Origin of the sequence: Octadecabacter antarcticus 307, assembly GCF_000155675.2 — a bacterium.
Classification (GTDB): domain Bacteria; phylum Pseudomonadota; class Alphaproteobacteria; order Rhodobacterales; family Rhodobacteraceae; genus Octadecabacter; species Octadecabacter antarcticus.
Genome location: NC_020911.1, coordinates 27,501 through 50,373, shown reverse-complemented (window position 1 = coordinate 50,373; position 22,873 = coordinate 27,501). Strand labels below are relative to the sequence as shown.

The window sequence follows — 22,873 nt, the reverse complement described above, 5'->3', positions numbered from 1 at the left end:
AACAATGAAACTTGTACGTTACGGAGACACAGGCGCAGAAAAAGCTGGCCTGATGGACGGTGATAACTTGCGCGATCTGTCAGCCCATGTGGCTGACATCACGGGCGATATGCTGGACGACGCGACACTGGATAAACTGCGCAGCCTTGACCCCAGCACCCTGCCCACCGTCAGCGGCACCCCACGCCTCGGTGCCTGTGTTGGCAACATCGGCAAGTTCCTGTGCATCGGTCTGAACTACTCTGACCACGCCGCCGAAACCGGTGCGGCAATCCCCGAGCATCCGATCCTGTTCTTCAAAGCCAACTCCGCGGTCGTCGGCCCCAATGACGACGTGGTCATGCCGCGCGGCTCAACCCACACCGACTGGGAAGTCGAGCTGGGTGTCGTCATCGGCAAGACAGCCAAATACGTCAGCAAAGAAAACGCGCTGGACCATGTCGCGGGCTACTGCGTAATCAACGACGTCAGCGAGCGGCACTTTCAAACGCAACTGACAGGACAATGGACCAAGGGTAAATCCTGCGACACATTTGGCCCGACAGGTCCGTGGCTGGTGACCCGTGATGAAGTAGCCGATCCGCAAAACCTTGCTATGTCGCTCGATGTGAACGGCAAGCGGATGCAGACTGGAAACACATCGACGATGATCTTCACCGTTGCCAAAATCATCGAACACCTGAGCGGCTTGATGACCCTGCATCCGGGCGATGTGATCACCACGGGCACGCCTCCGGGTGTGGCGATGGGCATGAAGCCTGAACCGATTTACCTTAAGGTTGGCGATGTGATGGAACTGACGATCCAAGGCCTCGGCCAGCAGCGACAGGAGGTCGGTCAAGATGCCTGATCTTTTGCTCATCGGGGGGGCCACCGATAAAATGCTGGAGCGGATGGCGGATAAATTCACCATCCACAAACTGGCGGATGGCGGCTACCCCGCCGATAAGATTACCCATGTTTGCACCAACGGTCACGACGGGATCAAACCCGATATCATGGCGTCCTTGCCCAACCTCAAGCACATCTCGTGCTACGGCGTGGGTTACGACGCCATCGACACAACCGAAGCCGTGAAACGCGGCATCGTCGTCACGCATACACCGAATGTGCTGAACGCCGAAGTCGCCACCACGGCTGTTTTGCTGATGCTCGCCTGCTACCGCGAAGCTTTGCGCGACGATGCCTATGTGCGTTCCGGCGCGTGGGAGGCCAAGGGCAACGCCCCCCTCACCCGCTCGGCGGATAATCAAACCATCGGCATTCTGGGTCTCGGTCGCATTGGCCAAGCGATCGCCGATAAACTCGCGCCATGGACCCCCACAATCGTCTACCACAGCCGCAGCAAAAAAGACGTCGCTTACAAATACTACGACGACCTCAAAACGATGGCCGTGGACTGTGACGTTCTGGTCTGCATCACCCCGGGCGGTCCTGCGACGAACAAAATCGTCAACGCCGATGTGTTGGCAGCACTTGGTCCACAAGGCACCTTGATCAACGTCGCGCGCGGGTCTGTCGTGGACGAGGACGCGATGATCGCCGCCTTGCGATCTGGCGCGCTCGGCTGGGCAGGCCTGGACGTGTTCGCCGCAGAACCGCATGTACCTCAAGCGCTGCGCGATCTGCCCAACACGATTCTGTTGCCGCACGTCGGGAGCGGAACGGTTGAAACCCGCGCCGCGATGGGGGCGCTGACGGTTGACAATTTGTTGCAGCATCTCAGCGACGGCACCGTGATCAGCCCAGTGCCAGAATGCGACGGGATGTAGCGAAATGGCGCGGATCACAGCCGTCACATCACGACTGTTCGCCGTCCCACTCGACGAAGTGCTGGTGGACGCCAAGCACGGCGACCACCAGCACTTCCACCTGATCACTGCGACCGTCACGCTGAACGACGGGCGCAGTGGCACTGGCTATTCCTACAACGGTGGGCGCGGCGGTATTGCCAGCTTTGCAATTTCGGCCATCGACATCGCCCTTTGGGATTTGCGCTGTCAGGCGTTGGATCGACCCTTGTGGCAAGTCGCAGGAGGCGCTCGCAAAACCTGCAAGGCCTACGGCGGCGGAATTGATCTGGCCTATCCCCTGCCCAAACTTTTGACCCATGTGCAAAGCTACATCGACGCAGGCCTTGGCGGCGTCAAAATAAAGATCGGCCAACCTTATATGGCCGACGACATCGCCCGCATTCGCGCCGTGCGTTCGCAGATCGGACCCGACGCGGCCTTCATGATCGACGCAAATTATTCACTCACCCGTGCACAGGCGATTGAACTGGCCCTAGCGGTCAAAGATCAAAACATCCTCTGGTTCGAAGAACCCATCATCCCTGACGATTACGCAGGCTACGCCGAGGTCGCAAACGCCTCTGGCATGGCGGTCACGCAAGGTGAGAACCTGCACACAATCCATGAATTTGAAATGGCTCTGGCCCAAGGCAATCTAGGTTTTATCCAACCTGATACCTCCAACTGCGGTGATATCACGGGCTGGCTCAAAGTCGCTGAAATGACAAGCGGCATCGACGTGCCTGTCTGTTCGCACGGGATGCAGGAATTGCACGTTTCGCTGGTGTCATCTCAGGCGCATGGCGGCTGGCTTGAAGTGCACAGCTTTCCCATCGACCGTTACACCACGCGCCCGCTGGTAGTCGAAAATCAACGCGCCGTAGCCCCTGATGTGGCTGGCATTGGTGTAACGTTCGATTGGCCAAAACTGACCCCGTACGAGGTCACCTGATGCTCGCCTTCGCCGCTGCTGTTTTCTTCCTGATCATCTCCCCTGGTCCGGGTGTTTTATCGACCGCAGGCGTCGGTGCGGCCTATGGCTACCGTAACGGGCTGGCCTACGTCGCAGGGCTATTTGCAGGCAGTAATTTGGTGGCGATGCTTGTGATCTCAGGCGTCACAGCAACCGCACTTGCCTTGCCGTGGCTACGCACAACACTGCTGATCGCCTCACTCGGATACCTACTGTGGCTCGCTTGGCGCATTGCCAGCGCGGGCGCGCAAATTGGCTTTATCGAGGCCCGCACGCCGCTGGGGTTTTGGAACGGTTTGGCCCTGCAACCGATCAACCCCAAAGCCTATGTCGTGAACACAACTTTGTTCACCGGCTTTAGCTTTATGCCCGACGCCCTATGGCTAGAGACGGCGATCAAACTGCTGATCATGAACCTGATCTGGATACCCTTGCACCTTGGCTGGCTTGGCGCGGGGATCAGCTTACGCCGCCTTGACCTTGGCCCGCAGGCGCAACGCCGCGTGAACATCACGATGGCGCTGTCGATGCTGGTCGCGGTCGGTCTGGCGCTTTGGTCGCAGACCTAAAGCGACGCGGTGATCCCGCCGTCCACATAAAGCGTATGCCCATTCACAAAACTGGACGCAGCCGACGACAAAAACACCGCAGCGCCCACTAATTCTTCGACCTTACCCCAGCGGCCTGACGGCGTGCGCTTGGCCAGCCACTCGGAAAATTCGGGGTCCGCAACCAAGGCGGCATTCAGTGGCGTGTCAAAATAACCGGGTGCGATTGCGTTGCACTGTAACCCATGTTTCGCCCAGTCCGTCGCCATGCCTTTGGTTAGGTTGCCCACCGCCCCTTTCGTCGCCGTGTAAGGCGCAATACCGGGGCGCGCGAGGGCAGTTTGCACACTCGCAATGTTGATGATCTTGCCTTTGCCGCGTTTGATCATATGACGCGCCACCGCTTGGCCAACGTGGAACACACTGGCGACATTGGTTTGCAACAACCGCTCAAACGCATCTGCGGGAAACTCTTCCAACTCACCACGATGCTGCATGCCTGCGTTGTTGATCAGGATATCGATCGGGCCTGACTCTGTCTCAAACGCATCGACTGCCGCACGCACTGCGTCATGGTCGGTCACGTCAAAGGCCAAGACTTGCACAGTGCCGCCAAGGTCTTTTGCCGCTTGCGCTAGCTTACTCGCATCACGTCCGTTCAAGATAATTTCGGCCCCAGCCGCCGCCATACCCATTGCCAAGGCAAAACCGATGCCCTGACTAGACCCGGTGATCAAAACGCGCTGACCCGTCAGGTCAAAAAGAGAGAGGCTCATGATATTTTCCTTTGGTGCTATTGAAGAAGTATCGTTAACTTCGGGTAAGTTGTACATAACTAAGTCAGGTCAATTATGCGAGCAGTCGTCATTCACGCAGCACAAGATTTGCGGATCGAAGAACAATCCCCCTTGCCCGCGCCAGCCGCAGGCGAAGTCCGCATCAATATGGCTGTCGGTGGCATCTGCGGGTCCGACCTGCACTACTACAATCACGGCGGCTTCGGGGCGGTGCGCCTACGCCAACCCATGGTGCTGGGCCACGAAGTATCCGGCCACATCGCAACTGTCGGCGACGGCGTCACAGGGCTCGTCCCCGACCAGCTGGTAGCGGTCTCCCCATCACGGCCATGCGCCAAGTGCGACTACTGCCTGCGCGGCCAACCCAACCACTGCGAGAACATGCGCTTTTACGGCAGCGCAATGCCCTACCCCCACATCCAAGGCGCATTCAGCCAAGAGCTCATCGTCGACGCCAGCCAATGCGTCCCCGCCGATGACCTAAGCCCCGAAGCCGCTGCCATGGCAGAGCCCTTGGCCGTTTGTTTGCACGCGATGCGCCAAGCAGGCGACTTAGTTGGTAAGACGGTTTTGGTCACAGGGTGTGGGCCCATCGGTGCGCTCACAATCCTCGCCGCGCGCCGCGCCGGAGCTGCGAAAATCATTGCGACCGATCTGTCAAACTACACACTCGACATGGCCGAAAAATGCGGCGCAGACGTTGTGTTGAACTTGGCGAGTGACAGCGACGCGCTTGCCCCCTTCACCGCTGGCAAAGGCCAGATCGACGTGCAGTTCGAATGCTCTGGCGCTCCAGCGGCGCTTGCGTCAGGTGTCGCGGCGTTGCGCCCAAAGGGAACACTCGTACAACTTGGCATGGGCGGAGATATGACCATCCCGATGCAAGCGATCACGGCCAAAGAGTTAACCCTGCGTGGGTCGTTCCGGTTTCACAGCGAATTCGCAACAGCCGTGGCAATGATGCAAAAAGGGCTGATCGACGTCACCCCTTTAATCACGCATAAATTCAGCTTGGACGACTCAATAGATGCGTTCGAAATGGCTAAAGATCGCAGCCAAGCCATGAAGGTTCAGATCACCTTTACCTGACGCGCACTTCGAAATGTCTACCTTGGGCGTTGTTGCATGGACCGCCACTCCACTGATATTGGTGTCGGCCTGCCTTTTGAGGATGCTATAAATGCCGCACAAATTCAACGCTGATCGTCGCGACAAGATCCCGAAGCAAAAGCGTCGGGTGACCGACTGCGCCGCGTACGACGCCTGGCGGCCAGGCTGTCTATTCGGACTTGGCGATTGAGCTTTGCCTGACCTTTGGCATGGTGTTCAAGCAACCACTGCGGCAAACCCAAGGCTTGATGCGCTCCATCACCGGACTGCTTGGGGTTGAGATCGAAGCGCGGCATTTCACGACCTTGTCACGCAGAGGCAATGGGCTGAGTTTGTCTCCCAAAGCTTTGTCCAAAAGCCCGAACCAGTACATCTGGTCGTGGATAGCACCGGGTTAAAGATCTTCGGCGAAGGCGAATAGCTGGAGCAAAAGTATAAAACCAAGCGCAAACGGCGCTCTTGGCGCAAGCTGCAGCTTGGTCTTGATCTTGTTAGTGGCCAAATCGTCTGCTCTGATTTGACCACTGATGACATTGGTGATCAGACCGCGCTGCCAGGCCTGCTGGATCAGATCGGCGGTCCGGTTGACCTATTTCTTGCGGACGGTGCATACGATGGCGAGCCAACGGTCAAGGTTCTGAGCGACCGCTTCAGTGCGTTAATCGAAGTCACGATCCCACCACCCAAGAACGCGGTCCTGAGCCCCAGCGCCGCCCAAAACCCGAGCATTCGTGACCGCCATATTGCAGACATAACTGCCCATGGTCGAATGGCTTAGCAGAAGTCATCCGGCTACAATCAGCGCAGCCGCATTGAGACGCAGATCGGCCGATGGAAGGCCATCATCGGGCCCAAGCTCAAAGCGCGCTAGTTCGAAAATCAGAAACCAGAGGCTAAAATTGGCGTCCGGACCCCTAACCGGATGACAGATCTTGGCCGCCCCAATTTTCAACGCACCGCCTGAATTCCCTCTCGGGTAGGGCGCGTTCCGAACTCTTCATGCTCCATGCAACAACGCCACATGCGTCTTGATCGCGTCGATCGTTGCACGGGTACCACCGGTGTCCTGAATGGTCAGCGCGTGAAACCGGTCGGTGCCCGCAGTGCCAGAATGCGACTGCATCCCCGCGATCTGCATGACTTCACAGCCCAGACCGACAAACACGGTCGCGCCCACATTCGGATGGATCGCATGCCCCCACAGCACACGGTCAAGAATATCAAATCCCCAGCCGCTGTTGGCCATGCCGCAGCCGGTTCCGTGGGCCAGAGCGACGACACCGTCAACGCTGGCGTAGTCTTCCAGTAGCCTGCTCGCCGCGATCTCGGATGCGGCACGGCGGATGACAGTGGCGGAACGATTCACAGTCGCCACGAGGGCGATGTAATTCCGAGTGCCGATGCGGCCGTCCTAGCGGGCGTAGCCGCTGAAGGTCAGCAAGTCGGTGTGCGGGATCGCCCGTTGCGCTGCGGCCAGATCAGCACCGATGGCATAGTCTTTTTCAGGATTCGCGAAGACGCAATTGTGGGTGTGAACATGGTCACCTGCGGCAATCGCCACCGTCGCTTGGCCGATGAACTGCCCGAATTTAATCACCGGCGCACCCGCGGCCGTCGCACCCGCGCCACCTTGTGCCCGGACGACACAGGTGCCGCCAAAGGCATGCCAAGGTCAAGCGGATCGTCCCCCGCCTTGGCCCGCTCGGTCAGGACGGCGATTGTATCGCTCAGGTGCAGGACCAGCGGCTCAGCCATGGGACAACGCCCGCATCACGCCGCGCAATTCGGCCAGACCGCGCAAACGTCCGATCAACGGATAGCCCGGAATCAGATCGCGCGCGAGGTCGGACAGCATGTGGTGGCCATGATCCGGCCGGAACGGGATCGCGTGATCGGCGCGTCCCACATCGCAGCGTCGCGCCTCTTCATCCAGCAACACTCGGACCAGCGCCACCATGTCTGTGTCACCATCCAGATGCGCCGCCTCCTCGAACGACCCATCAGGGTCTTTGCGCACGTTGCGCAGATGGGCAAAGTGGATGCGATGGGCGACTTTTCCAGCAATCACGGGCACATCGTTGGCGGGGTTCGCCCCAAGAGAGCCTGAACACAGAGTGATCCCGTTCGCAGGGCTGTCGTAGGCTTTCAACACCCACTCCAGATCGTCCCCGTTCGACACGATCCTCGGCAGTCCCAAAATGTCGCGCGGCGGGTCGTCGGGGTGCACGCACAGCCGCACCCCCAACTCTTCCGCGGTGGGCACGACCTCGTTGAGGAAGCGTTGGTAATTGGCCCGCAAAGCGTCTCGACCGATCCCGTCATAGGCGGCCAACGCGGCCTTCAATCCATCCACATCGTAGCGGTCGAACGCGCCGGGCAATCCGGCCATGATCGCGGCCAGAAGGGCTGCGCGATCCGCATCATTAGCGGCCTGAAACCACGCGGCCGCCTTGGCCAGTATATCGTCCGGATAATCGTCCTCGGCGGCACGACGGCCCAACATGTGAACCTCGAACGCGGCCATGCGGACCGCTTCGAACCGCAGGCAAGTGGCACCGCCTGCCACAGGTGCGGCCAGATCGGTGCGGGTCCAGTCCAGAAGCGGCATGAAGTTATAGCAGATTGTCGTGATCCCTTCTGCCGCAAGATTGGCCATCGACTGGCGGTAATTGGCAAAGAGCTGCGACAAATCCCCATCACCGCGTTTGATGCGTTCGTGAATGGGCAGGCTTTCGACCACGACCCAGTCAAAACCCGCCTCCGTCACCAGCGCCTTTCGCGCGACAATCGCGTCTTGTGGCCAAACCTCACCGTAAGGAATGCCATGCAGCGCCGTCACGATCCCGCGTGCACCCGTCTGCGCCACGTCCGACAGGGGAATGCTGTCAAACTCGCCGTACCACCGCCAGCTTTCGATCATTATGTGACCCCTTGCACAGTAGTACGTACGCCGTTGGACCATATCTTTTCTGCCGCTTTAGACACAGGGCCGCGCAGTTGGTCGGCCAGATCCGCAGGGAAGATATCCTCGACCGACAGGATCGCGGTGACGACATCTGCCGGAGTGTCCTGCCCCGCTGCAAGGTTGCGCAGGCGGTCGGCCAAAGGGTCACGCACGTCGATAGGTTGGCCTGCCTCGTCCGTGCCGCTCACGTAGCGCATCCAAGCGGCCAACGCGACGCAAAGCCCGTCAGCTTTCCGACCCTCAGCCAGATTTTCGTGCAGCGTGCCAAGGATGCGTTGCGGCAGTTTCTGGCTGCCGTCCATGGCGATTTGCCATGTGCGGTGACGGATCGCGGGGTTGGCATAGCGATCAAAAAGCGCCTCGGCGTATGCCGTCAGGCTGACGCTTTCGGGGGCTGTGACAGTGGGCATAATTTCGGCCCAAAGCGCACGGGCGTAGTCGGCGAAGACTGGATCGGCCATGGTATCAGCGATGGTGTCGTGACCTGCCAGATAACCGGCATAGGCCAGCGCCGAATGGGTGCCGTTCAGCATCCGCAACTTCATGTGTTCATGGGCGGTCACGTCGCGGACCATCTCGACGCCGGCGGCCTCAAGATCAGGGCGCACGCCGTTAACGAAATTGTCCTCGACCGCCCATTGGGAGAAGGATTCATGCATCACGGGAGCCGCGTCGGCGACACCAGTCAAGGTGGCAATACGGGCAATGTCCGCGCCCGTTGTGGCAGGCGTTATCCGGTCCACCATCGTGGAAGGGAACCGCCCTTCGGTCGCGATCCAGTTCGCTAGGGCAGGATCAATCCGCGCCGCAAGCTCCAGCACCAGACCACGCACCAGCTTGCCGTTCTCGGGCAGGTTGTCGCAGGTCAAAACGGTGAACGGAGCGACACCGGCGACGTGCCGCGCCGCCAAGGCGCACACCAGATACCCCGGCGCGGAAACCGGTAGGTCATAGGCCAGATCGTGCCGGATATCGGGGTGATCTAGGTTCAGCGCGCCAGTTGCCGGATTGTGGCAATAGCCCTTTTCAGTGACGGTCAACGTGACGATCTTCACGGCCGGATCCGCCATCGCGGCAATCACCGCCTTCGGGTTTTCCGGCGCCACAAGCACGTCGTTGAGCACTGCAATCTCACGCAGCTTATCACCCTCGGGTGCAAGGCTGACGGAGGTGTACGACCAATCACTCGCACGAAGCGCATCGCGGGTGTCGGGGCTGCGCAGGGACACCCCGACAATGCCCCAATTGCCTCCCGATGCCGCCATGGCGTCGGCGATATACACGCAGCCGAACGCGCGAAAGAACGCGCCCAGACCCAGATGAACAATACCCGTCGCGGGACGCGCCTGCGCGCGTGTGTTCTGACCGTCAGCGGGCAAGCCAGCCTCCATCCACATTGAGAACCGCGCCGTGCACGTATCCCGCCGCAGGCGTGCACAGATAGACAGCAGCGCCCGCGATGTCAGACGCCTCACCCCAACGGCCCGCCGGAATACGGTCAAGGATCGACTTGTTGCGCTCGGGGTCCGCACGCAGGGCTTCGGTGTTGTTGGTTTCAATATATCCCGGTGCTACTGCGTTCACATTGATGCCTTTGGCGGCCCATTCGTTGGCCAGCAGTTTGGTCAGCCCCGCGACGCCGTGCTTGGACGCAGTGTAGCTGGGTACACGAATACCACCTTGGAACGAAAGCAGTGACGCGATGTTGACGACACGGCCCTGCCCGCCGCGCGCCAGCGCCGCCTTGGCAAACGCCTGCGTGGTGAAAAATAACGCTTTGAGGTTCACATCCATCACCGCGTCCCAGTCGTCTTCGGTAAAGTCCACCGCATCGTTGCGACGGATGATGCCTGCGTTGTTGACCAGAATGTCGATAGGCTGGCCGTCGAACAGCCCTTGGCCCGCCATCGGATCAGCAAAATCCACCAGCACCGATGACGCCGAGCCACCTGCGTCCGTAATCCTGCCCAAAGTCTCGTCACAGGTGCGGCGGCCCACACAGATCACATCTGCTCCAGCCATCGCCCAGCAGAACGTGTAGGACGACGTGCCAGCACCTGCATGGACCGACCAAGGCGGCGAGATCACCGCCTCTTCGTTTGCAATGACGATGTGGCGGGTCTGTGATGGCTCACCCATCAGGTGAAAAACGCGCTGATTTTCAGGTAGTTGGAAGTAAAGGTAGGCCTCCATCCGGCGGTCGTGCAGGTGGGCGGGCATCGTGTTCCAGACCGACCCTTCGGCGAACTGCGTGTAGCCCATCAACAACTGGCAGGATTTGCAGACCTCGGGGTGCAGAAACTGGATGATGACGCGCTCGTTTGCGGTCTCGCGCGCGCCCATTTCGACGCGCCGCGCATCCTTGAGCTTGATGAGTGTCGTGGGATAGGTCTGATGCGCCGGCGCCGACAGTACATAGAAGCGCCCCTCCCCGAGGAATTTCACCGGGCCCGCGCCCATCCCGATATACAGAACCTCGCCGTTCTCCAGATCGTAGGTTTCACCGGCCACCGACACGCTGCCAGTGTCGCCAATGTTCAGCACTCCCATCTCGCGCCGTTCGAGGATCGTGGCGGTCCCCGCAGCCGCGACCTTGTCCAGAGTCAGCGACTTTCCCGCAGGCACCGCAGAGCCGAGGATAAGGCGGTCGTAATGGCTGTAGACCAGATTGATCTCGCCGTCCGCGAACAGACCGCCTACGTGGAAATGGTCGCGCAACCGCTCGGTGTCGAGCGTCTTGGCCGTGGCGGGATCGATGGCGTGGCGTGTTTCGGTTTTGAGCATGTCTTTATGACTTTCTGTCTAAAGGAAATTGTCGCGACGGGGCGTGAAGGTATCAATTAGCGTTCCAGCTTCAGTGCACAGGCATCCGTGGCGCACGCCTGACGGGATCACCACGCTGTCACCCTGCCCCAGATCGTGCATGACGTCGCCTACCGTAAAGGTGAAACACCCCGCCTCGACATAAGTGGACTGCACATGGGGATGGTCGTGCAACTTGCCTTCCGCCGTCGCCTCGAAGCGGAACGCAACGCAACGACCATAAGATCGGGGTTTTCGGCCAGAACTTGACGGGTGACACCGGGATCGGCGGGAACAACAGGATAGGTCATATTTTGCCTTATCGGAACAGTGATGGCAGCCAAAGCGACAGCGCCGGAATGTAGGCGACAAGCATCAGTGTCGCGAACGCGGCACCATAGAACGGCCAGATCGTGCGGACGGCATCCCCAATAGGAATACGGCCCACGGCGCAGCCCACGAACAACACAGCCCCAACCGGTGGCGTGCACAACCCGATCCCGAGGTTGAGGATCAGGATCACCCCGAAGTGGACCGGATCGACACCGAAGGCGGTGGCGACGGGCAAGAAGATCGGCGTGGTAATGACGATCAGCGGTGACATGTCCATGAACGTACCGAGGATCAAAAGCACGAAGTTCAGCAACAGCAGGATCACGATCGGATTGTCCGACACCCCCTGCAACATCGCCACCATAGAGGCCGGAACCCGCGTATAGGCCAAAAGCCAGCCGAACGACGCCGCACATCCGATGACCATCATAACCATCGCAGTGGTGCGCACTGCGGCAAACGTCGCTTCGATAAAATCGTTCCAGCTGAGGCAACGGTACACAAAGAACGTGACCAGCAGCGCATAGACCACCGCGATGTTCGAGGATTCAGAGGCCGTAAAAATACCCGACCGGACCCCGCCAAAAATGATCGCGACAAGGATCAAACCGGGGGCTGCGGACACGAATAAAGTGCCGATCATGCGCACGCCTTGAAACTTCTGCACCGGATAACCCTTGCGCACAGCAACGGCCCAGGCGACGATCATCAGCATCAGCGCCAGAAGGAAACCGGGGATGATACCGGCGGTGAACAGATCGGCGATAGAGATACGCCCACCGGCCGCGATCGAATAGATAATCATGTTGTGCGACGGCGGCAGCAGCAGCGCGATGATCGAACTGACGACGGTGATATTGACCGCATAATCAGCATCGTATCCGCGTTCCTTCATTTGCGGAACCATTAGGCCGCCCACGGCAGAGGCATCTGCCGCCGCAGAGCCGGACACACCACCGAACATCACTGAAGACAGTACGTTGACCTGCCCCAGCCCCCCCCCTGAAATGGCCAACGAAGGCACCGGCCAGCGCCACCAGCCTTCGGGCTATGTCTCCTCGCACCATCAGGTCGCCCGCAAAGATAAAGAACGGGATCGCCATCAAGGCGAACACGGACACGCCGGAGTTCAATCGCTGGAAAACCACCACCGGCGGAAGCCCCAGATAGGCGATCGTCGCAAAGCTGGAAATGCCGAGGCAAAAGGCCACTGGCGTTCCCATGAGCAAGAGGACCATGAAAGAGCCGAAAAGGACGTAAAGTTCCATGTTACGCAGCCTCCGCATCGTCGCCGAAACGTGCGGTAGGCAGGCCGGCGGCACGGCGGAACACACGCTCTGCCGAGAACAGGGCAATCAGCAGGCCGCCCGCCACGATCGGGGCGAAGTCATAGGCCCCAGATATGCCAAGGCTAGGCAACATGTTGCCTGCCGTTTTGGCCGCCAACTGCCAGCCGAACCAGATCATTCCGCAGCCAAATCCAGCAACCGCTATGTCCGAAAGCGAAAAAAGCACCATCTTCGCGCCGTGCGGCAACACATAAAGCACCACATCGAACGACAGATGATACCCTTCACGGATACCCACCGCGGCACCGAGAAAGATGAACCAGCCCATAATCATCACAGATGCGGGTTCCGTCCAGACTATGCTGTCATTGAGGACGTGACGCCAAAATACCTGCGCCGCGATGAGGGCGGTCATTAATACCAGCCCGGTACCTGCCGCCCATAGGGCAAGGTGTGCCAAGCGCCCTGTCCAAAGCGCGACCGTTTCCATCGTCTTCTGCATGTCAATCCCTCGGATGTCGGAGTGCGGCCCGCCGCACAGGGCGGCGGGCCGAAGGCGATCTTATTCAGTCGCCTGAATGTCGAGGACCATTTGCTGCAATGCGGGCGAGGTCACATACTTTTCGTAGACTGGAACCATTGCTTCGATGAACGGCGTTTTGTCGATGTCAGTGATGACTTCGACACCGGCCGCACGCACGCGCTCCTCGGACTCAGCCTCGCGGGCGGCCCAAAGATCACGCATCATAGGAACGGAATCGCGGGCTGCCTGACGCACCAGTTCCTGATCCTCGGCAGAGAGCGCATCGAACGTGGACTTCGCCATCACCAGAACTTCCGGCACGATCAGGTGCTGATCGAGCGTGTAGTATTGCGCGACTTCAAAGTGGCCCGAGCTGTCGTAGGACGGCCAGTTGTTTTCGGCGCCGTCGATCACACCGGTCTGGATAGCGGAGTAAACCTCACCGTAGGGCATCGGAGTCGCGTTGGCGCCCAGAGCCGCAACCATGTCCACGAACATATCCGACTGCATCACTCGGAACTTCATGCCCGCCAGATCCTCGATCGAGTTGATGGGACGCTCGGAGTTGTAGAAGCTGCGCGAACCACCGTCGTAGAACGCCAGACCGACCAGATCGTGGTCACTGAACGCGTCAAGGATTTGCTGGCCCACGGGACCGTCCATCACGTTGTGCATATGCTCGGTTGAGCGGAAAATGTAAGGCAAAGACGGCACTTGCGTCTCTTCGATGATGTTGTTGAACGGCCCGAGAGAGACGCGGTTCATATCGATCACACCGAACTGGGTCTGCTCGATGGTGTCCTTTTCCTCGCCCAACTGCGCAGAGTGGAAGACCTCAATGCAAAGACGCCCGCCAGAGCGCTCTTCGAGCAGTGCGCCCATCGCCTCTACGGCAGCGACTGTCGGGTAGCCCTGGGGGTGGGTGTCGGACGACCTGAACGTGATCTCACAACCAAAGGCATTGGTCGTCAGCGCTACGCTGGCCAGCAGGGCTGCACCAAGAGTTTTTGTATAAGTCATTAATTTTCTTCCCAGAAAACGCTCATCAGAGCTTGTATGCTTGCTTGGCAAGCCGGTAAGTGAGGTCGTGGGCGACCTCTTGTGCTTCGTCCCTGTCTAACCGGCCGGTTTCGACCAGTGTGGCAAGGAACGAACAATCAACCCGACGCGCCACATCGTGGCGGGCGGGAATGGAACAAAATGCGCGGGTGTCGTCATTAAAGCCGACCGTGTTGTAGAAACCGGCAGTCTCTGTGGCCATTTCGCGGAACCGCATCATGCCTTCGTAGCTGTCGTGGAACCACCACGGTGGGCCAAGGCGCAACGCTGGATAGACGCCGGCCATGGGGGCCAGTTCGCGCGCATAAGAGGTCTCGTCCAACGTGAACAGAATAAGGGTCAGCCCCACCTCTGCACCCACGGCGTCGAGCAGCGGGCGCAAGGCGGTGACGTAATCGGTGCGTGACGGGATATCGTAACCCTTGTCGCGGCCAAACTTGGCCAGCACGCCTGTGGAATGGTTGCGCACCGCACCGGGATGGATCTGCATCACTAGCCCGTCATCCAGCGACATCCGCGCCATTTCAGTAAGCATATGACCACGGAACCGGTCCGCCTCTTCGGGTGTGCATTTGCCCTGCAAGGCCTTGTCGAACAGCCCCGCCGCCTCTGCTTTGGGCAGGTCTTCTGTGCGGGCGGTCGGATGCCCATGATCCGACGACGTGGCCCCGAACGACTTGAAAAACGAGCGACGGTTGCGGTGCGCGGCAAGATACCCATCCCAAATGGTGGCATCCTCGCCTGCTATCTCGCCCATTTTGGCGACGTTGTCGGCAAATCCGTCGAAGTCCGGATCGATGACCGCATCGGGGCGATAGGCCGTGACGACCTTGCCGTTCCAACCGCTGTCGCGGATCATCTTGTGCCACGTCAGATCGTCAATTGCACTTTCGGTGGTCGAAATCGCCTCGATATTGAACCGCTCGAATAGCGCGCGCGGGCGGAATGCGTCGGTCTTCAGGCTTGCGTCGATATGGTCGTAGATAGCATCGGCGGATGCAGCCGACAGGCGTTCATCCACGCCGAAAACTTCTTGCAGGGCGTGATCCACCCAGATGCGCGACGGCGTGCCACGGAATAAATGGTAATTGGCCGCGAACAGACGCCAGATCCTGCGGCCGTCCTGCTCGATGACCCCGCCATCGACGCGCGGCACGCCCAGATCCTCAAGCGCGACCCCCTGCGAATGAAGCATGCGAAACACATAGTGATCGGGGGTGACGAGCAATTGTGCCGGATCGGGAAAGGCTGCGTTCTCGGCGAACCATCGCGGGTCCGTGTGGCCATGCGGGCTGATGATGGGCAGATCCTTGACCGCCTCGTACAGGTCCCGCGCCAAGGCCCGAACGGTCGGGTCCGTCGGAAACAGACGGTTTTCATCCAGAATCGGCATAGTGTCCCCCATTTGATCGCTTGGCCGCACCTCCTGTGCTGCAAAGCTAACTAATATCCTAGTTTCCCAGAATCACTGTGTCAACTAATATCCTAGTTGCACTTAACCTCACGATCCGCCAGACTGTCATGAATAACTTGCACGTCGAAGGAGGAATACGTGATGGAGCAGACAACCTTATCCGACACCAAAGAAGTGTCGCTGCCGGTCATCCAGCCCGCCCCGCAACCCTCTGTTTCGGATCAGGTTTTCAACGCTCTGCAGCAACGCATCCTGACTCTCGAACTGCCACCCCAAACCAAGATTTCCGAAGCGGATGTTTCAAAGAAAATGGGCGTGTCACGCCAGCCGGTGCGCGAGGCGTTCAAGCGTCTGGCAAAGCTCGGCTTCCTCATCATCCGCCCGCAAACCAGCACGATGGTCAGCCTGATCTCAGAACGCGACGTGCTGCGCGCCAAATTTATCCGCATCGCACTAGAGGTGCACACATGCCGCACCGCGTGCGAGGTCATAACCAGCGAAGGAATCGGAGCGCTGAACGACTTGATCGCGCAACAACGGGCCGCCGTAGCGGCCAATGACAAGCGCCTATTTCATGCCCTTGACGAAGCATTCCACCGGGAAATCTGCGTTCAGTCCGGTGTCGACTTCGTCTGGCACCTGATCCTTGACAGCAAGGCGCATATGGACCGCATTCGCATGCTCTCCCTCGACGCGACCTCACAGCGCCTCGCGCTTGACGAACACCTGATCATCCTTGACGCGATTACCAACCGCAAACCCGATGACGCGGCGGCGGCCTTTGCGCAGCATTTATCGCGGATCGATGATCTCATCGCCACGATCAAGGCGGAGAACCACAACTGGTTCACAGACGATGCCAAATGACACGTATCCTTGCAATCGGTGAATGTATGGTGGAAATGGCCCCCACGGACGTTGCCGGCACCTACAAAATGGGGTTTGCCGGCGATACGATGAACACCGCATGGTATCTGCGCCGCCTTCTCGGTACCGATCATCAGGTTGACTATTTCTCCGCCGTGGGAACCGACAGCGCCTCGGACCAGATGCTTGACTTTCTTGAAGAGGCAAGCATCGGCACGGACCATATTGCACGCAGCCCCAACTGGACCGTCGGGCTTTACATAATCCAGTTAAACGAGGGCGAACGCAGTTTCAGCTATTGGCGTGGCCAAAGCGCAGCGCGCACGCTTGCACAGGACGATACGCTTCTGGAAAACGCCCTGATGGGTGCGGATGTCGCTTTTTTTTCCGGCATAACCGTCGCAATCTTGCCAAAAGGCGATCGCGACCGTTTCCTTGCTATTTTGGCTGCTTTCAAAGCAGCGGGCGGCACTGTGGTCTTCGATCCGAACTTGCGCCCCAAGCTTTGGAAGTCGAAAGAAGACATGACCAGCGCGATCATGCAGGCCGCAGCAGTGAGCTCAATCAGTTTGCCGTCCCACGAAGACGAAGCAGAATGGTTTGGGGATACCGACAGCCTCGCCACGGCCGCACGCTACGCGAAGGCGGGTGCGCGAACTGTACTCGTCAAAAACGGACCGGCCGAGATCCTGATTCATGCGGACAACACGGTCACAACGCTCAGCCCTGAAAAGATCGCCGCAGTGGTCGACACGACCGCAGCCGGCGACAGCTTCAACGCAGGCTACCTTGCAGCAATCGTGCAAGGCGCGTCAGAGATGGAAGCGGCTGCGGCTGGTGCAGTCTTGGCTGGGAAAGTTATCCGTTCGCGTGGTGCTTTGGTCGCGAAGGCCACCTAGGCTCAGGAATCATAACCAAAATATAACGGTTGCGGCGAGCATGATGGCGGAGAGGAAGACCGTTGGGCTTCTGTCGTAGCGGGTTGCGACGCGTCTCCAGTCTTTAATCCTACCGAACATCCGCTCGATACGGTTGCGTCGTTTGTAGCTTTGCGATCTGATTGAGTATCAAAGATGGCACAAAAGCGAGACCGGCCAATCAGGCTTGGCAACTACAATGCCAGCATAGGCCAATACTCCCAATTTCTGTAGCTTTCTTTGTGTGTAAGCCGTGATCATTTGGCCGAAGCTACCTGAGCCTCGATGGAGGAAGACGACTTGACCGACCACTTAACTCCGTCTTTTCCTAGTCCCAGCAAATTCAAAGTCGTGCAGGGAATACGGCGCGAGCGAAACTTACGCTGCAGAAATTCCGCTTGTGCGACATCATGGGTCGAGAGAAGGATTTGATATCCTTCAGCTGTGACTAGATTCCCCACCATGTCTGCGAACGCAGCGGAGTGAATTGAGTCATTGTGTTGAAGTGGGTCGTCAAGAATAAGTGCCTTCCATCGTGACCAAGGAAATGTCAGGTTCGCCGCAGTCAGCATACTGACCGCAAGGGCTGCCATTTGCCCCTCACTGTGTACGAGAATGGGGTCAACCGCACCAACGGATTTCGGAACCTCACTACTCTTAACCGCACTTTGCTCAATCTTTTTCTTTTTCACAACAAGATCAATACCAACGCGCGGATCGCAAAGGATCGCTTGGTTTATCTGTGACATCAAAAATCCTAAGGGCTTGATGTACTCAGCGTCAAACTCTTCCAGTTCGAAGCTAATATCTGCGCTCGCGGCCTTCGCTATCTCTTTGACTTGACGAACCGCTTCGGCTGCAGCTTCCATTTGAGCCCGGCGCGACATTGCACTAACCAGCAGTTCCTCTCGTGGCTTATTTGGAGGTTCATCTATATGTTCGCGAATATGTTCGACCACCGCGCGATGACTAAGTTGCTTGGACCAAGCCAGACGTCCTTCGCGCAAACGAGTTAAAAGCCCAGCCGCCTTCTTCGTCGATAGACGGGCCTCGGCAATGCGATGTTCGAAAGTCACTATGGCAGCTAAATCCTGTGTAGGGCCAAACTGTCTTAGAGTCTGATTCAAAACTATTTGAGCGATTTCAGTTCCTTGCGAGATGTCGTGTGACGCGTCTAATGTGTGCGATGAGGATCCAAGCTTCTGCGCTCGCGATAGATTCTTCTCAATCTTTTGATAGGCGGCGACATCGGTTCAGCCAGGCGAAGGTGCGTTCAACGACCCACCGGCGCGGCAGCACTTCAAAGCCCTCTGTGGTATCGGAACGTTTGATGATCTGGACGGTCCATCGGCCGAGGACTTTTAGTGCGTCCCGCAGTTTGGGCCCTGCGTATCCGCCGTCTGCAAATACATGCCGCAATGATGGATGACGCGAGACGATAGATTTCAACACATCGGGCGCGCCATCCCGATCCTGAATTCCGGCGATGTGAACCACAAGGCCCACCAACAATCCGACCGTGTCGGTGACGATATGGCGCTTGCGTCCTTTGATCCGTTTCCCCGCATCGTACCCTCTAACCCCACCACTTTCAGTTGTTTTTACGCTCTGACTATCTATAACCCCGGCGGTTGGCTGGGCCTTACGGCCCTCGGCCAAACGCGCGATTTCCACCAGCTTACGGTTCATCTGATCCAGAAAGCCATCATCGCGCCACGCGTAAAAATAACTCCGCACCGTCGACACCGGCGGGAAGTCGTTGGGCAACATGCGCCATTGGCACCCAGTCGTGGCTTTGTTGCACAAATCGCCCTTATGGCGTGCTTCCCCTGACCCCTGACGGACTCAGCCTACAGTAACGGTGTTTGGGATGCCGAGGGTGGTGAAGCCGTTGAGTATCGCGGCACGGATTTGGACTTCCGCAACTTGCCGGTCAAAATCTCGGTCGGCCAGGCGCTGCCCGAGTAGTTTCAAAGGTTCTGTCGCAAAGTTTTTGCGTTTGGGTGAGACTGCTGGATTGTGTTAGGTGCGGGCCTTTGTTCTTGAGGGTGAGCTACTGACTGTGAAAATTGATTTCAAAGGGAACCACTTCCCCAAAAGCGTGATCCTGTACGCTGTATTTTTCTACGTACGTTATGGCGTCTCGTATCGTGATTTAAAGGAAATCATGGCCGAACGCGGCGTTGAAATCGATCATGCCACTCTGAACCGGTGGGTGGTGAAATTCTCACCATTGATTGCTGCAAACGCGCAGGCCAGAAAGAAACCGACAGCCGTCTCTTGGCGAATGGATGAAACGTATATCAAGGTTCGTGGTGAGTGGACCTATCTTTACCGCGCTGTTGATCGCGAAGGGGAAACTCTTGATTTTATGTTGTCAAAGCGTCGTGACACCGGCGCCGCTCGAAGGTTCTTCAAGCGCGCCGTTGGCACTAACGGTGTTCCAGATCGTATTGCGATCGACAAGAGTGGTGCCAATTTGGCTGGCCTGCAAAGCCTCAATGTCATCCTTAAATTCACGGGAGCTGGTCAGATTATCAGTATCTTTCAATCTAAATATCTCAACAATATTGTGGAGCAGGATCATCGATTCATCAAGCGGATCACACGGCCAATGCTGGGCTTCAAAGCGTTCCATTCTGCTGCAACAACATTGGCTGGGATCGAAACTGCGCATATGATCCGCAAGGGCCAACTAGCCCAAACAGGCATCCCGGCATTCAAGCAGTTCGCAGCCCTCGCAGCATAATTGTGTCCAAAGAAGACTGTTCGTCAGCCTGCCGAAAAATTTGCGACAGAACCGAATTTAGAACATGCGGCTTATAGTGTTGACGATGTATCATTTGGCTCGCTGCCAACAGAAGCAAAGAGCTTTGTTGGAGCGCTGCTAGATTTCTCGAAACAAGATCGGCAGTTGTTTGCATCCGCTTCCCCTTTAGGGACATGGATACCCAGCACTTTGGATGAAATTGAGAATGAGGATGATGTTGTCGAAGTGATCGAAGCTGTGGATCAAGGAAAGCTAAAGCTATAACCTTCTGGGGCCTTATCGGGGGGCCAGGCGTGTGAATATTCGAGTAGGAAAGCCGCACTGCAACATCTAGCAAATTAATGAATGTCCGCTAAGGGCAGTCCACGCGACTTTGCAAAGTACATTATCTGCGCATAGCTGCCGCTGGAGCAAAACGCAGCGAATGACCGCACTCCGCTTCTCATGTCGAAATGTGCGCAACGCAGCGCTTGTCACAAACGGTCTAAATTGTCTGCCGTCGCCTCCGGCCCCTAGCTGCCGTTACTACATGGCTGGTGCTCGTTGCAATGCGCTCCCTTAACCACTTGAGGTTTTTCTGGCTTCAGCCCCATTCAGATGCGTTGCTTTTGCGTCACGGTCATTTATTGCTCCCGCGATCTTCCACGGGCCTTCCACGTAAAAACCACCAACGCCGAAAGCCACCCGAGGGTGGCTGTTAGCACGTTGATATTGCTTATATAATTTGGTTGCGGGAGTAGGATTTGAACCTACGACCTTCAGGTTATGAGCCTGACGAGCTACCGGGCTGCTCCATCCCGCGCTACCTATATAGGGACGAAATCGAAAGAGAGATACAAACGCTTGTTATTGGAATTCTTTACTAGGTCTGGCAGTGACTTACTCTCCCACGTCTTAAGACGCAGTACCATCAGCGCAACGGTGCTTAACGACTGGGTTCGGAATGGAGCCAGGTGTTTCACTCGTGCTATGACCACCAAACCAAGAAAAGAATTCACAATATCAGGCGTTGTCCAAGTCAGCATTACTGTTCGTGGTATGTGTATGACTTTTCATTGTCCGGTATGGCAAGTTGCCTTGCTTCTACTGGATCAAATCAAGCCTATCGGACCATTAGTACCAGTCAACTGAACGCATTGCTGCGCTTACATCTCTGGCCTATCGACGAGGTAGTCTACCTCGGTCCTCAGGGATATCTTGTTTTGAGGGGGGCTTCCCGCTTAGATGCCTTCAGCGGTTATCCTGTCCGTTCATAGCTACTCAGCACTGCCGTTGGCACGACAACTGATCCACCAGTGGAACGTTCACCCCGGTCCTCTCGTACTAGGGGCAACTCCTCTCAAATATCCTACACCCACGGAAGATAGGGACCGAACTGTCTCACGACGTTCTAAACCCAGCTCACGTACCTCTTTAAATGGCGAACAGCCATACCCTTGGGACCTGCTCCAGCCCCAGGATGAGATGAGCCGACATCGAGGTGCCAAACACTGCCGTCGATATGGACTCTTGGGCAGTATCAGCCTGTTATCCCCGGCGTACCTTTTATCCGTTGAGCGATGGCCCTTCCACTCGGGACCACCGGATCACTATGACCGACTTTCGTCTCTGCTCGACTTGTCAGTCTCGCAGTCAGGCTGGCTTATGCCATTGCACTCAACGACCGATTTCCGACCGGTCTGAGCCAACCTTCGCGCGCCTCCGTTACTATTTAGGAGGCGACCGCCCCAGTCAAACTACCCACCACGCAGGGTCCCGGATCCGGATAACGGACCGCGGTTAGATATCAAACAAAACAAGGGTGGTATCTCAAAGGAGGCTCCACAGAAACTAGCGTTCCTGCTTCAAAGCCTACCACCTATTCTGCACATGTTGTGTCTAATACCAATGCGAAGCTGTAGTAAAGGTGCACGGGGTCTTTCCGTCTAACCGCGGGAAACCTGCATCTTGACAGGTAATTCAATTTCGCTGAGTCGATGTTGGAGACAGCGGGGAAGTCGTTACGCCATTCGTGCAGGTCGGAACTTACCCGACAAGGAATTTCGCTACCTTAGGACCGTTATAGTTACGGCCGCCGTTTACCTGGGCTTCAATTCGGAGCTTGCACTCCTCCTTTTAACCTTCAGGCACCGGGCAGGCGTCAGACCCTATACGTCGTCTTGCGACTTCGCAGAGCCCTGTGTTTTTAGTAAACAGTCGCCACCCCCTGGTTTGTGCCCCCAGTCAATACTTGCGTAGAAACTGGGCCTCCTTCTCGCGAACTTACGGAGGTATTTTGCCGAGTTCCTTCAACATCGTTCTCTCAAGCGCCTTGGTATTCTCTACCAGTCCACCTGTGTCGGTTTAGGGTACGATCTCATGGTGGAGCTATTTCCAGGAACCTCTAAGCAGCCCATTCAATCCAGTAAGGATGAACTACCCTCGAGATCCGTCACTACCACCTGGCCCAGGAATATTAACCTGGTTCCCATCGACTACGCCTTTCGGCCTCGCCTTAGGGGTCGGCTTACCCTGCTCAGATTAGCTTTAAGCAGGAACCCTTGGACTTTCGGCGACAGGGTCTCTCACCCTGTTTGTCGCTACTCATGTCATCATTCTCACTAGTGATCTCTCCACCGGATCCCTCACAGGCCGGCTTCATCGAAAATTCCTTGCGTCCAATCCACCCCGAAGGATGGTAAAGACGCATGGAATTATGTCACACTACGCTCTG

At 57.5% G+C, this 22,873-nt stretch carries 21 protein-coding genes, 1 tRNA gene, 2 rRNA genes and 5 pseudogenes (1 of these 29 running past the window's edge); 10 read left to right on the top strand and 19 right to left on the bottom strand.

Annotation, left to right across the window (positions count from 1 at the left end):
- The first annotated feature begins 4 nt into the window (after positions 1-4).
- From OAN307_RS00240 to OAN307_RS00225, 4 genes are read left to right on the top strand one after another with little or no spacing between them, the layout of a single operon-like run.
- A complete protein-coding gene (locus tag OAN307_RS00240; RefSeq protein WP_015497888.1) occupies positions 5-850 on the top strand; it encodes a fumarylacetoacetate hydrolase family protein in 846 nt (281 codons plus the stop codon).
- A complete protein-coding gene (locus OAN307_RS00235; RefSeq protein WP_015497887.1) occupies positions 843-1,772 on the top strand; it encodes a 2-hydroxyacid dehydrogenase in 930 nt (309 codons plus the stop codon). The genes OAN307_RS00240 and OAN307_RS00235 overlap by 8 nt, the downstream gene beginning before the upstream one ends.
- Before the next feature lie 4 nt (positions 1,773-1,776).
- Positions 1,777-2,745 (top strand): mandelate racemase/muconate lactonizing enzyme family protein, encoded by a 969-nt coding sequence (locus OAN307_RS00230; RefSeq protein WP_015497886.1) that lies wholly within the window; start codon positions 1,777-1,779, stop codon positions 2,743-2,745.
- A complete protein-coding gene (locus tag OAN307_RS00225) occupies positions 2,745-3,335 on the top strand; it encodes a LysE family translocator (protein WP_015497885.1) in 591 nt (196 codons plus the stop codon). The genes OAN307_RS00230 and OAN307_RS00225 overlap by 1 nt, the downstream gene beginning before the upstream one ends.
- On the opposite strand, the gene OAN307_RS00220 is transcribed toward OAN307_RS00225, so the two are convergent.
- The gene (locus OAN307_RS00220) at positions 3,332-4,090 is read right to left on the bottom strand and encodes an SDR family oxidoreductase (protein ID WP_015497884.1); all 759 of its coding nucleotides are present in this window, start codon (positions 4,088-4,090) and stop codon (positions 3,332-3,334) included. The genes OAN307_RS00225 and OAN307_RS00220 overlap by 4 nt on opposite strands.
- A 75-nt stretch (positions 4,091-4,165) precedes the next feature.
- Here OAN307_RS00220 and OAN307_RS00215 point away from each other — a divergent pair, with 75 nt between their 5' ends.
- Positions 4,166-5,200: an L-idonate 5-dehydrogenase gene (locus tag OAN307_RS00215; protein WP_015497883.1), complete on the top strand. Its 1,035-nt coding sequence runs from the start codon at positions 4,166-4,168 to the stop codon at positions 5,198-5,200.
- A 91-nt stretch (positions 5,201-5,291) separates the two neighbouring features.
- Positions 5,292-6,185, top strand: a pseudogene (locus tag OAN307_RS31590) (IS5 family transposase).
- A 33-nt stretch (positions 6,186-6,218) separates the two neighbouring features.
- On the opposite strand, the gene OAN307_RS29320 reads toward OAN307_RS31590, so the two are convergent.
- The 11 genes and pseudogenes from OAN307_RS29320 to uxaC all read right to left on the bottom strand — a co-directional run bounded on the left by OAN307_RS29320 (position 6,219) and on the right by uxaC (position 15,585).
- The gene (locus OAN307_RS29320; RefSeq protein ID WP_015497880.1) at positions 6,219-6,596 is read right to left on the bottom strand and encodes a UxaA family hydrolase; all 378 of its coding nucleotides are present in this window, start codon (positions 6,594-6,596) and stop codon (positions 6,219-6,221) included.
- Between the two features lie 36 nt (positions 6,597-6,632).
- A complete protein-coding gene (locus OAN307_RS29315) occupies positions 6,633-6,818 on the bottom strand; it encodes an SAF domain-containing protein (RefSeq protein WP_051067921.1) in 186 nt (61 codons plus the stop codon).
- A complete protein-coding gene (locus tag OAN307_RS29310) occupies positions 6,815-6,976 on the bottom strand; it encodes a hypothetical protein (protein WP_217564375.1) in 162 nt (53 codons plus the stop codon). The genes OAN307_RS29315 and OAN307_RS29310 overlap by 4 nt, the downstream gene beginning before the upstream one ends.
- Positions 6,969-8,141, bottom strand: coding sequence for a mannonate dehydratase (uxuA, locus tag OAN307_RS00200; RefSeq protein ID WP_015497879.1), 1,173 nt, complete (start codon positions 8,139-8,141; stop codon positions 6,969-6,971). Before uxuA ends, OAN307_RS29310 begins: the two co-directional genes overlap by 8 nt.
- Entirely contained in the window at positions 8,141-9,577 is a 1,437-nt protein-coding gene (locus tag OAN307_RS00195; RefSeq protein ID WP_051067920.1) for a mannitol dehydrogenase family protein, read from the bottom strand. Before OAN307_RS00195 ends, uxuA begins: the two co-directional genes overlap by 1 nt.
- Positions 9,555-10,970, bottom strand: a complete 1,416-nt coding sequence (kduI, locus tag OAN307_RS30605) for a 5-dehydro-4-deoxy-D-glucuronate isomerase (protein WP_015497877.1) — start codon at positions 10,968-10,970, stop codon at positions 9,555-9,557. The genes OAN307_RS00195 and kduI overlap by 23 nt, the downstream gene beginning before the upstream one ends.
- A gap of 18 nt (positions 10,971-10,988) precedes the next feature.
- On the bottom strand, positions 10,989-11,183 hold the full coding sequence (locus OAN307_RS31030; protein WP_408634923.1) for a cupin domain-containing protein: 195 nt from the start codon (positions 11,181-11,183) through the stop codon (positions 10,989-10,991).
- A gap of 124 nt (positions 11,184-11,307) precedes the next feature.
- Positions 11,308-12,589: pseudogene (locus OAN307_RS00180) on the bottom strand (TRAP transporter large permease).
- A 1-nt stretch (position 12,590) separates the two neighbouring features.
- Positions 12,591-13,112 carry a TRAP transporter small permease gene (locus OAN307_RS00175; protein ID WP_015497875.1) on the bottom strand — a complete coding sequence of 174 codons (522 nt, stop codon included), beginning with the start codon at positions 13,110-13,112 and terminating at the stop codon, positions 12,591-12,593.
- A gap of 60 nt (positions 13,113-13,172) precedes the next feature.
- Positions 13,173-14,153: a TRAP transporter substrate-binding protein gene (locus tag OAN307_RS00170; RefSeq protein ID WP_015497874.1), complete on the bottom strand. Its 981-nt coding sequence runs from the start codon at positions 14,151-14,153 to the stop codon at positions 13,173-13,175.
- Between the two features lie 25 nt (positions 14,154-14,178).
- The gene (gene uxaC / locus OAN307_RS00165) at positions 14,179-15,585 is read right to left on the bottom strand and encodes a glucuronate isomerase (protein WP_015497873.1); all 1,407 of its coding nucleotides are present in this window, start codon (positions 15,583-15,585) and stop codon (positions 14,179-14,181) included.
- Between the two features lie 162 nt (positions 15,586-15,747).
- Between uxaC and OAN307_RS00160 the strand changes: the two genes are divergently transcribed.
- Together OAN307_RS00160 and OAN307_RS00155 are read left to right on the top strand one after the other, a co-directional pair.
- Positions 15,748-16,473, top strand: a complete 726-nt coding sequence (locus OAN307_RS00160) for a GntR family transcriptional regulator (protein ID WP_015497872.1) — start codon at positions 15,748-15,750, stop codon at positions 16,471-16,473.
- The gene (locus OAN307_RS00155; protein WP_015497871.1) at positions 16,470-17,372 is read left to right on the top strand and encodes a sugar kinase; all 903 of its coding nucleotides are present in this window, start codon (positions 16,470-16,472) and stop codon (positions 17,370-17,372) included. The genes OAN307_RS00160 and OAN307_RS00155 overlap by 4 nt, the downstream gene beginning before the upstream one ends.
- A 9-nt stretch (positions 17,373-17,381) precedes the next feature.
- Here the strand turns inward: OAN307_RS00155 and OAN307_RS25655 are convergent.
- From OAN307_RS25655 to OAN307_RS27545, 4 genes and pseudogenes are all read right to left on the bottom strand, one after another.
- Positions 17,382-17,519, bottom strand: a pseudogene (locus OAN307_RS25655) (transposase); the annotation flags it as partial.
- A gap of 128 nt (positions 17,520-17,647) precedes the next feature.
- A complete protein-coding gene (locus OAN307_RS00150; RefSeq protein WP_015497870.1) occupies positions 17,648-18,517 on the bottom strand; it encodes an ATP-binding cassette domain-containing protein in 870 nt (289 codons plus the stop codon).
- Positions 18,518-18,533: 16 nt separating this feature from the next.
- Positions 18,534-19,184 (bottom strand): annotated as a pseudogene (locus tag OAN307_RS00145) (IS5 family transposase); the annotation flags it as partial.
- 51 nt (positions 19,185-19,235) lie between these two features.
- A pseudogene (locus OAN307_RS27545) lies at positions 19,236-19,364 on the bottom strand (IS5/IS1182 family transposase); the annotation flags it as partial.
- 88 nt (positions 19,365-19,452) lie between these two features.
- Between OAN307_RS27545 and OAN307_RS00140 the strand changes: the two are divergent.
- Both OAN307_RS00140 and OAN307_RS00135 read left to right on the top strand, forming a co-directional pair.
- A complete protein-coding gene (locus OAN307_RS00140; RefSeq protein ID WP_044044368.1) occupies positions 19,453-20,139 on the top strand; it encodes an IS6 family transposase in 687 nt (228 codons plus the stop codon).
- Positions 20,140-20,424: a hypothetical protein gene (locus tag OAN307_RS00135; RefSeq protein WP_015497868.1), complete on the top strand. Its 285-nt coding sequence runs from the start codon at positions 20,140-20,142 to the stop codon at positions 20,422-20,424.
- A gap of 461 nt (positions 20,425-20,885) precedes the next feature.
- Here OAN307_RS00135 and OAN307_RS00130 read toward each other — a convergent pair.
- From OAN307_RS00130 to OAN307_RS00120, 3 genes are all read right to left on the bottom strand, one after another.
- Positions 20,886-20,962, bottom strand: a tRNA-Met gene (locus OAN307_RS00130).
- Positions 20,963-21,026: 64 nt separating this feature from the next.
- Positions 21,027-21,141 (bottom strand): 5S ribosomal RNA (rrf, locus tag OAN307_RS00125).
- 111 nt (positions 21,142-21,252) lie between these two features.
- Positions 21,253-22,873: ribosomal RNA gene (locus tag OAN307_RS00120) — 23S ribosomal RNA — on the bottom strand (it continues 1,230 nt past the right edge of the window).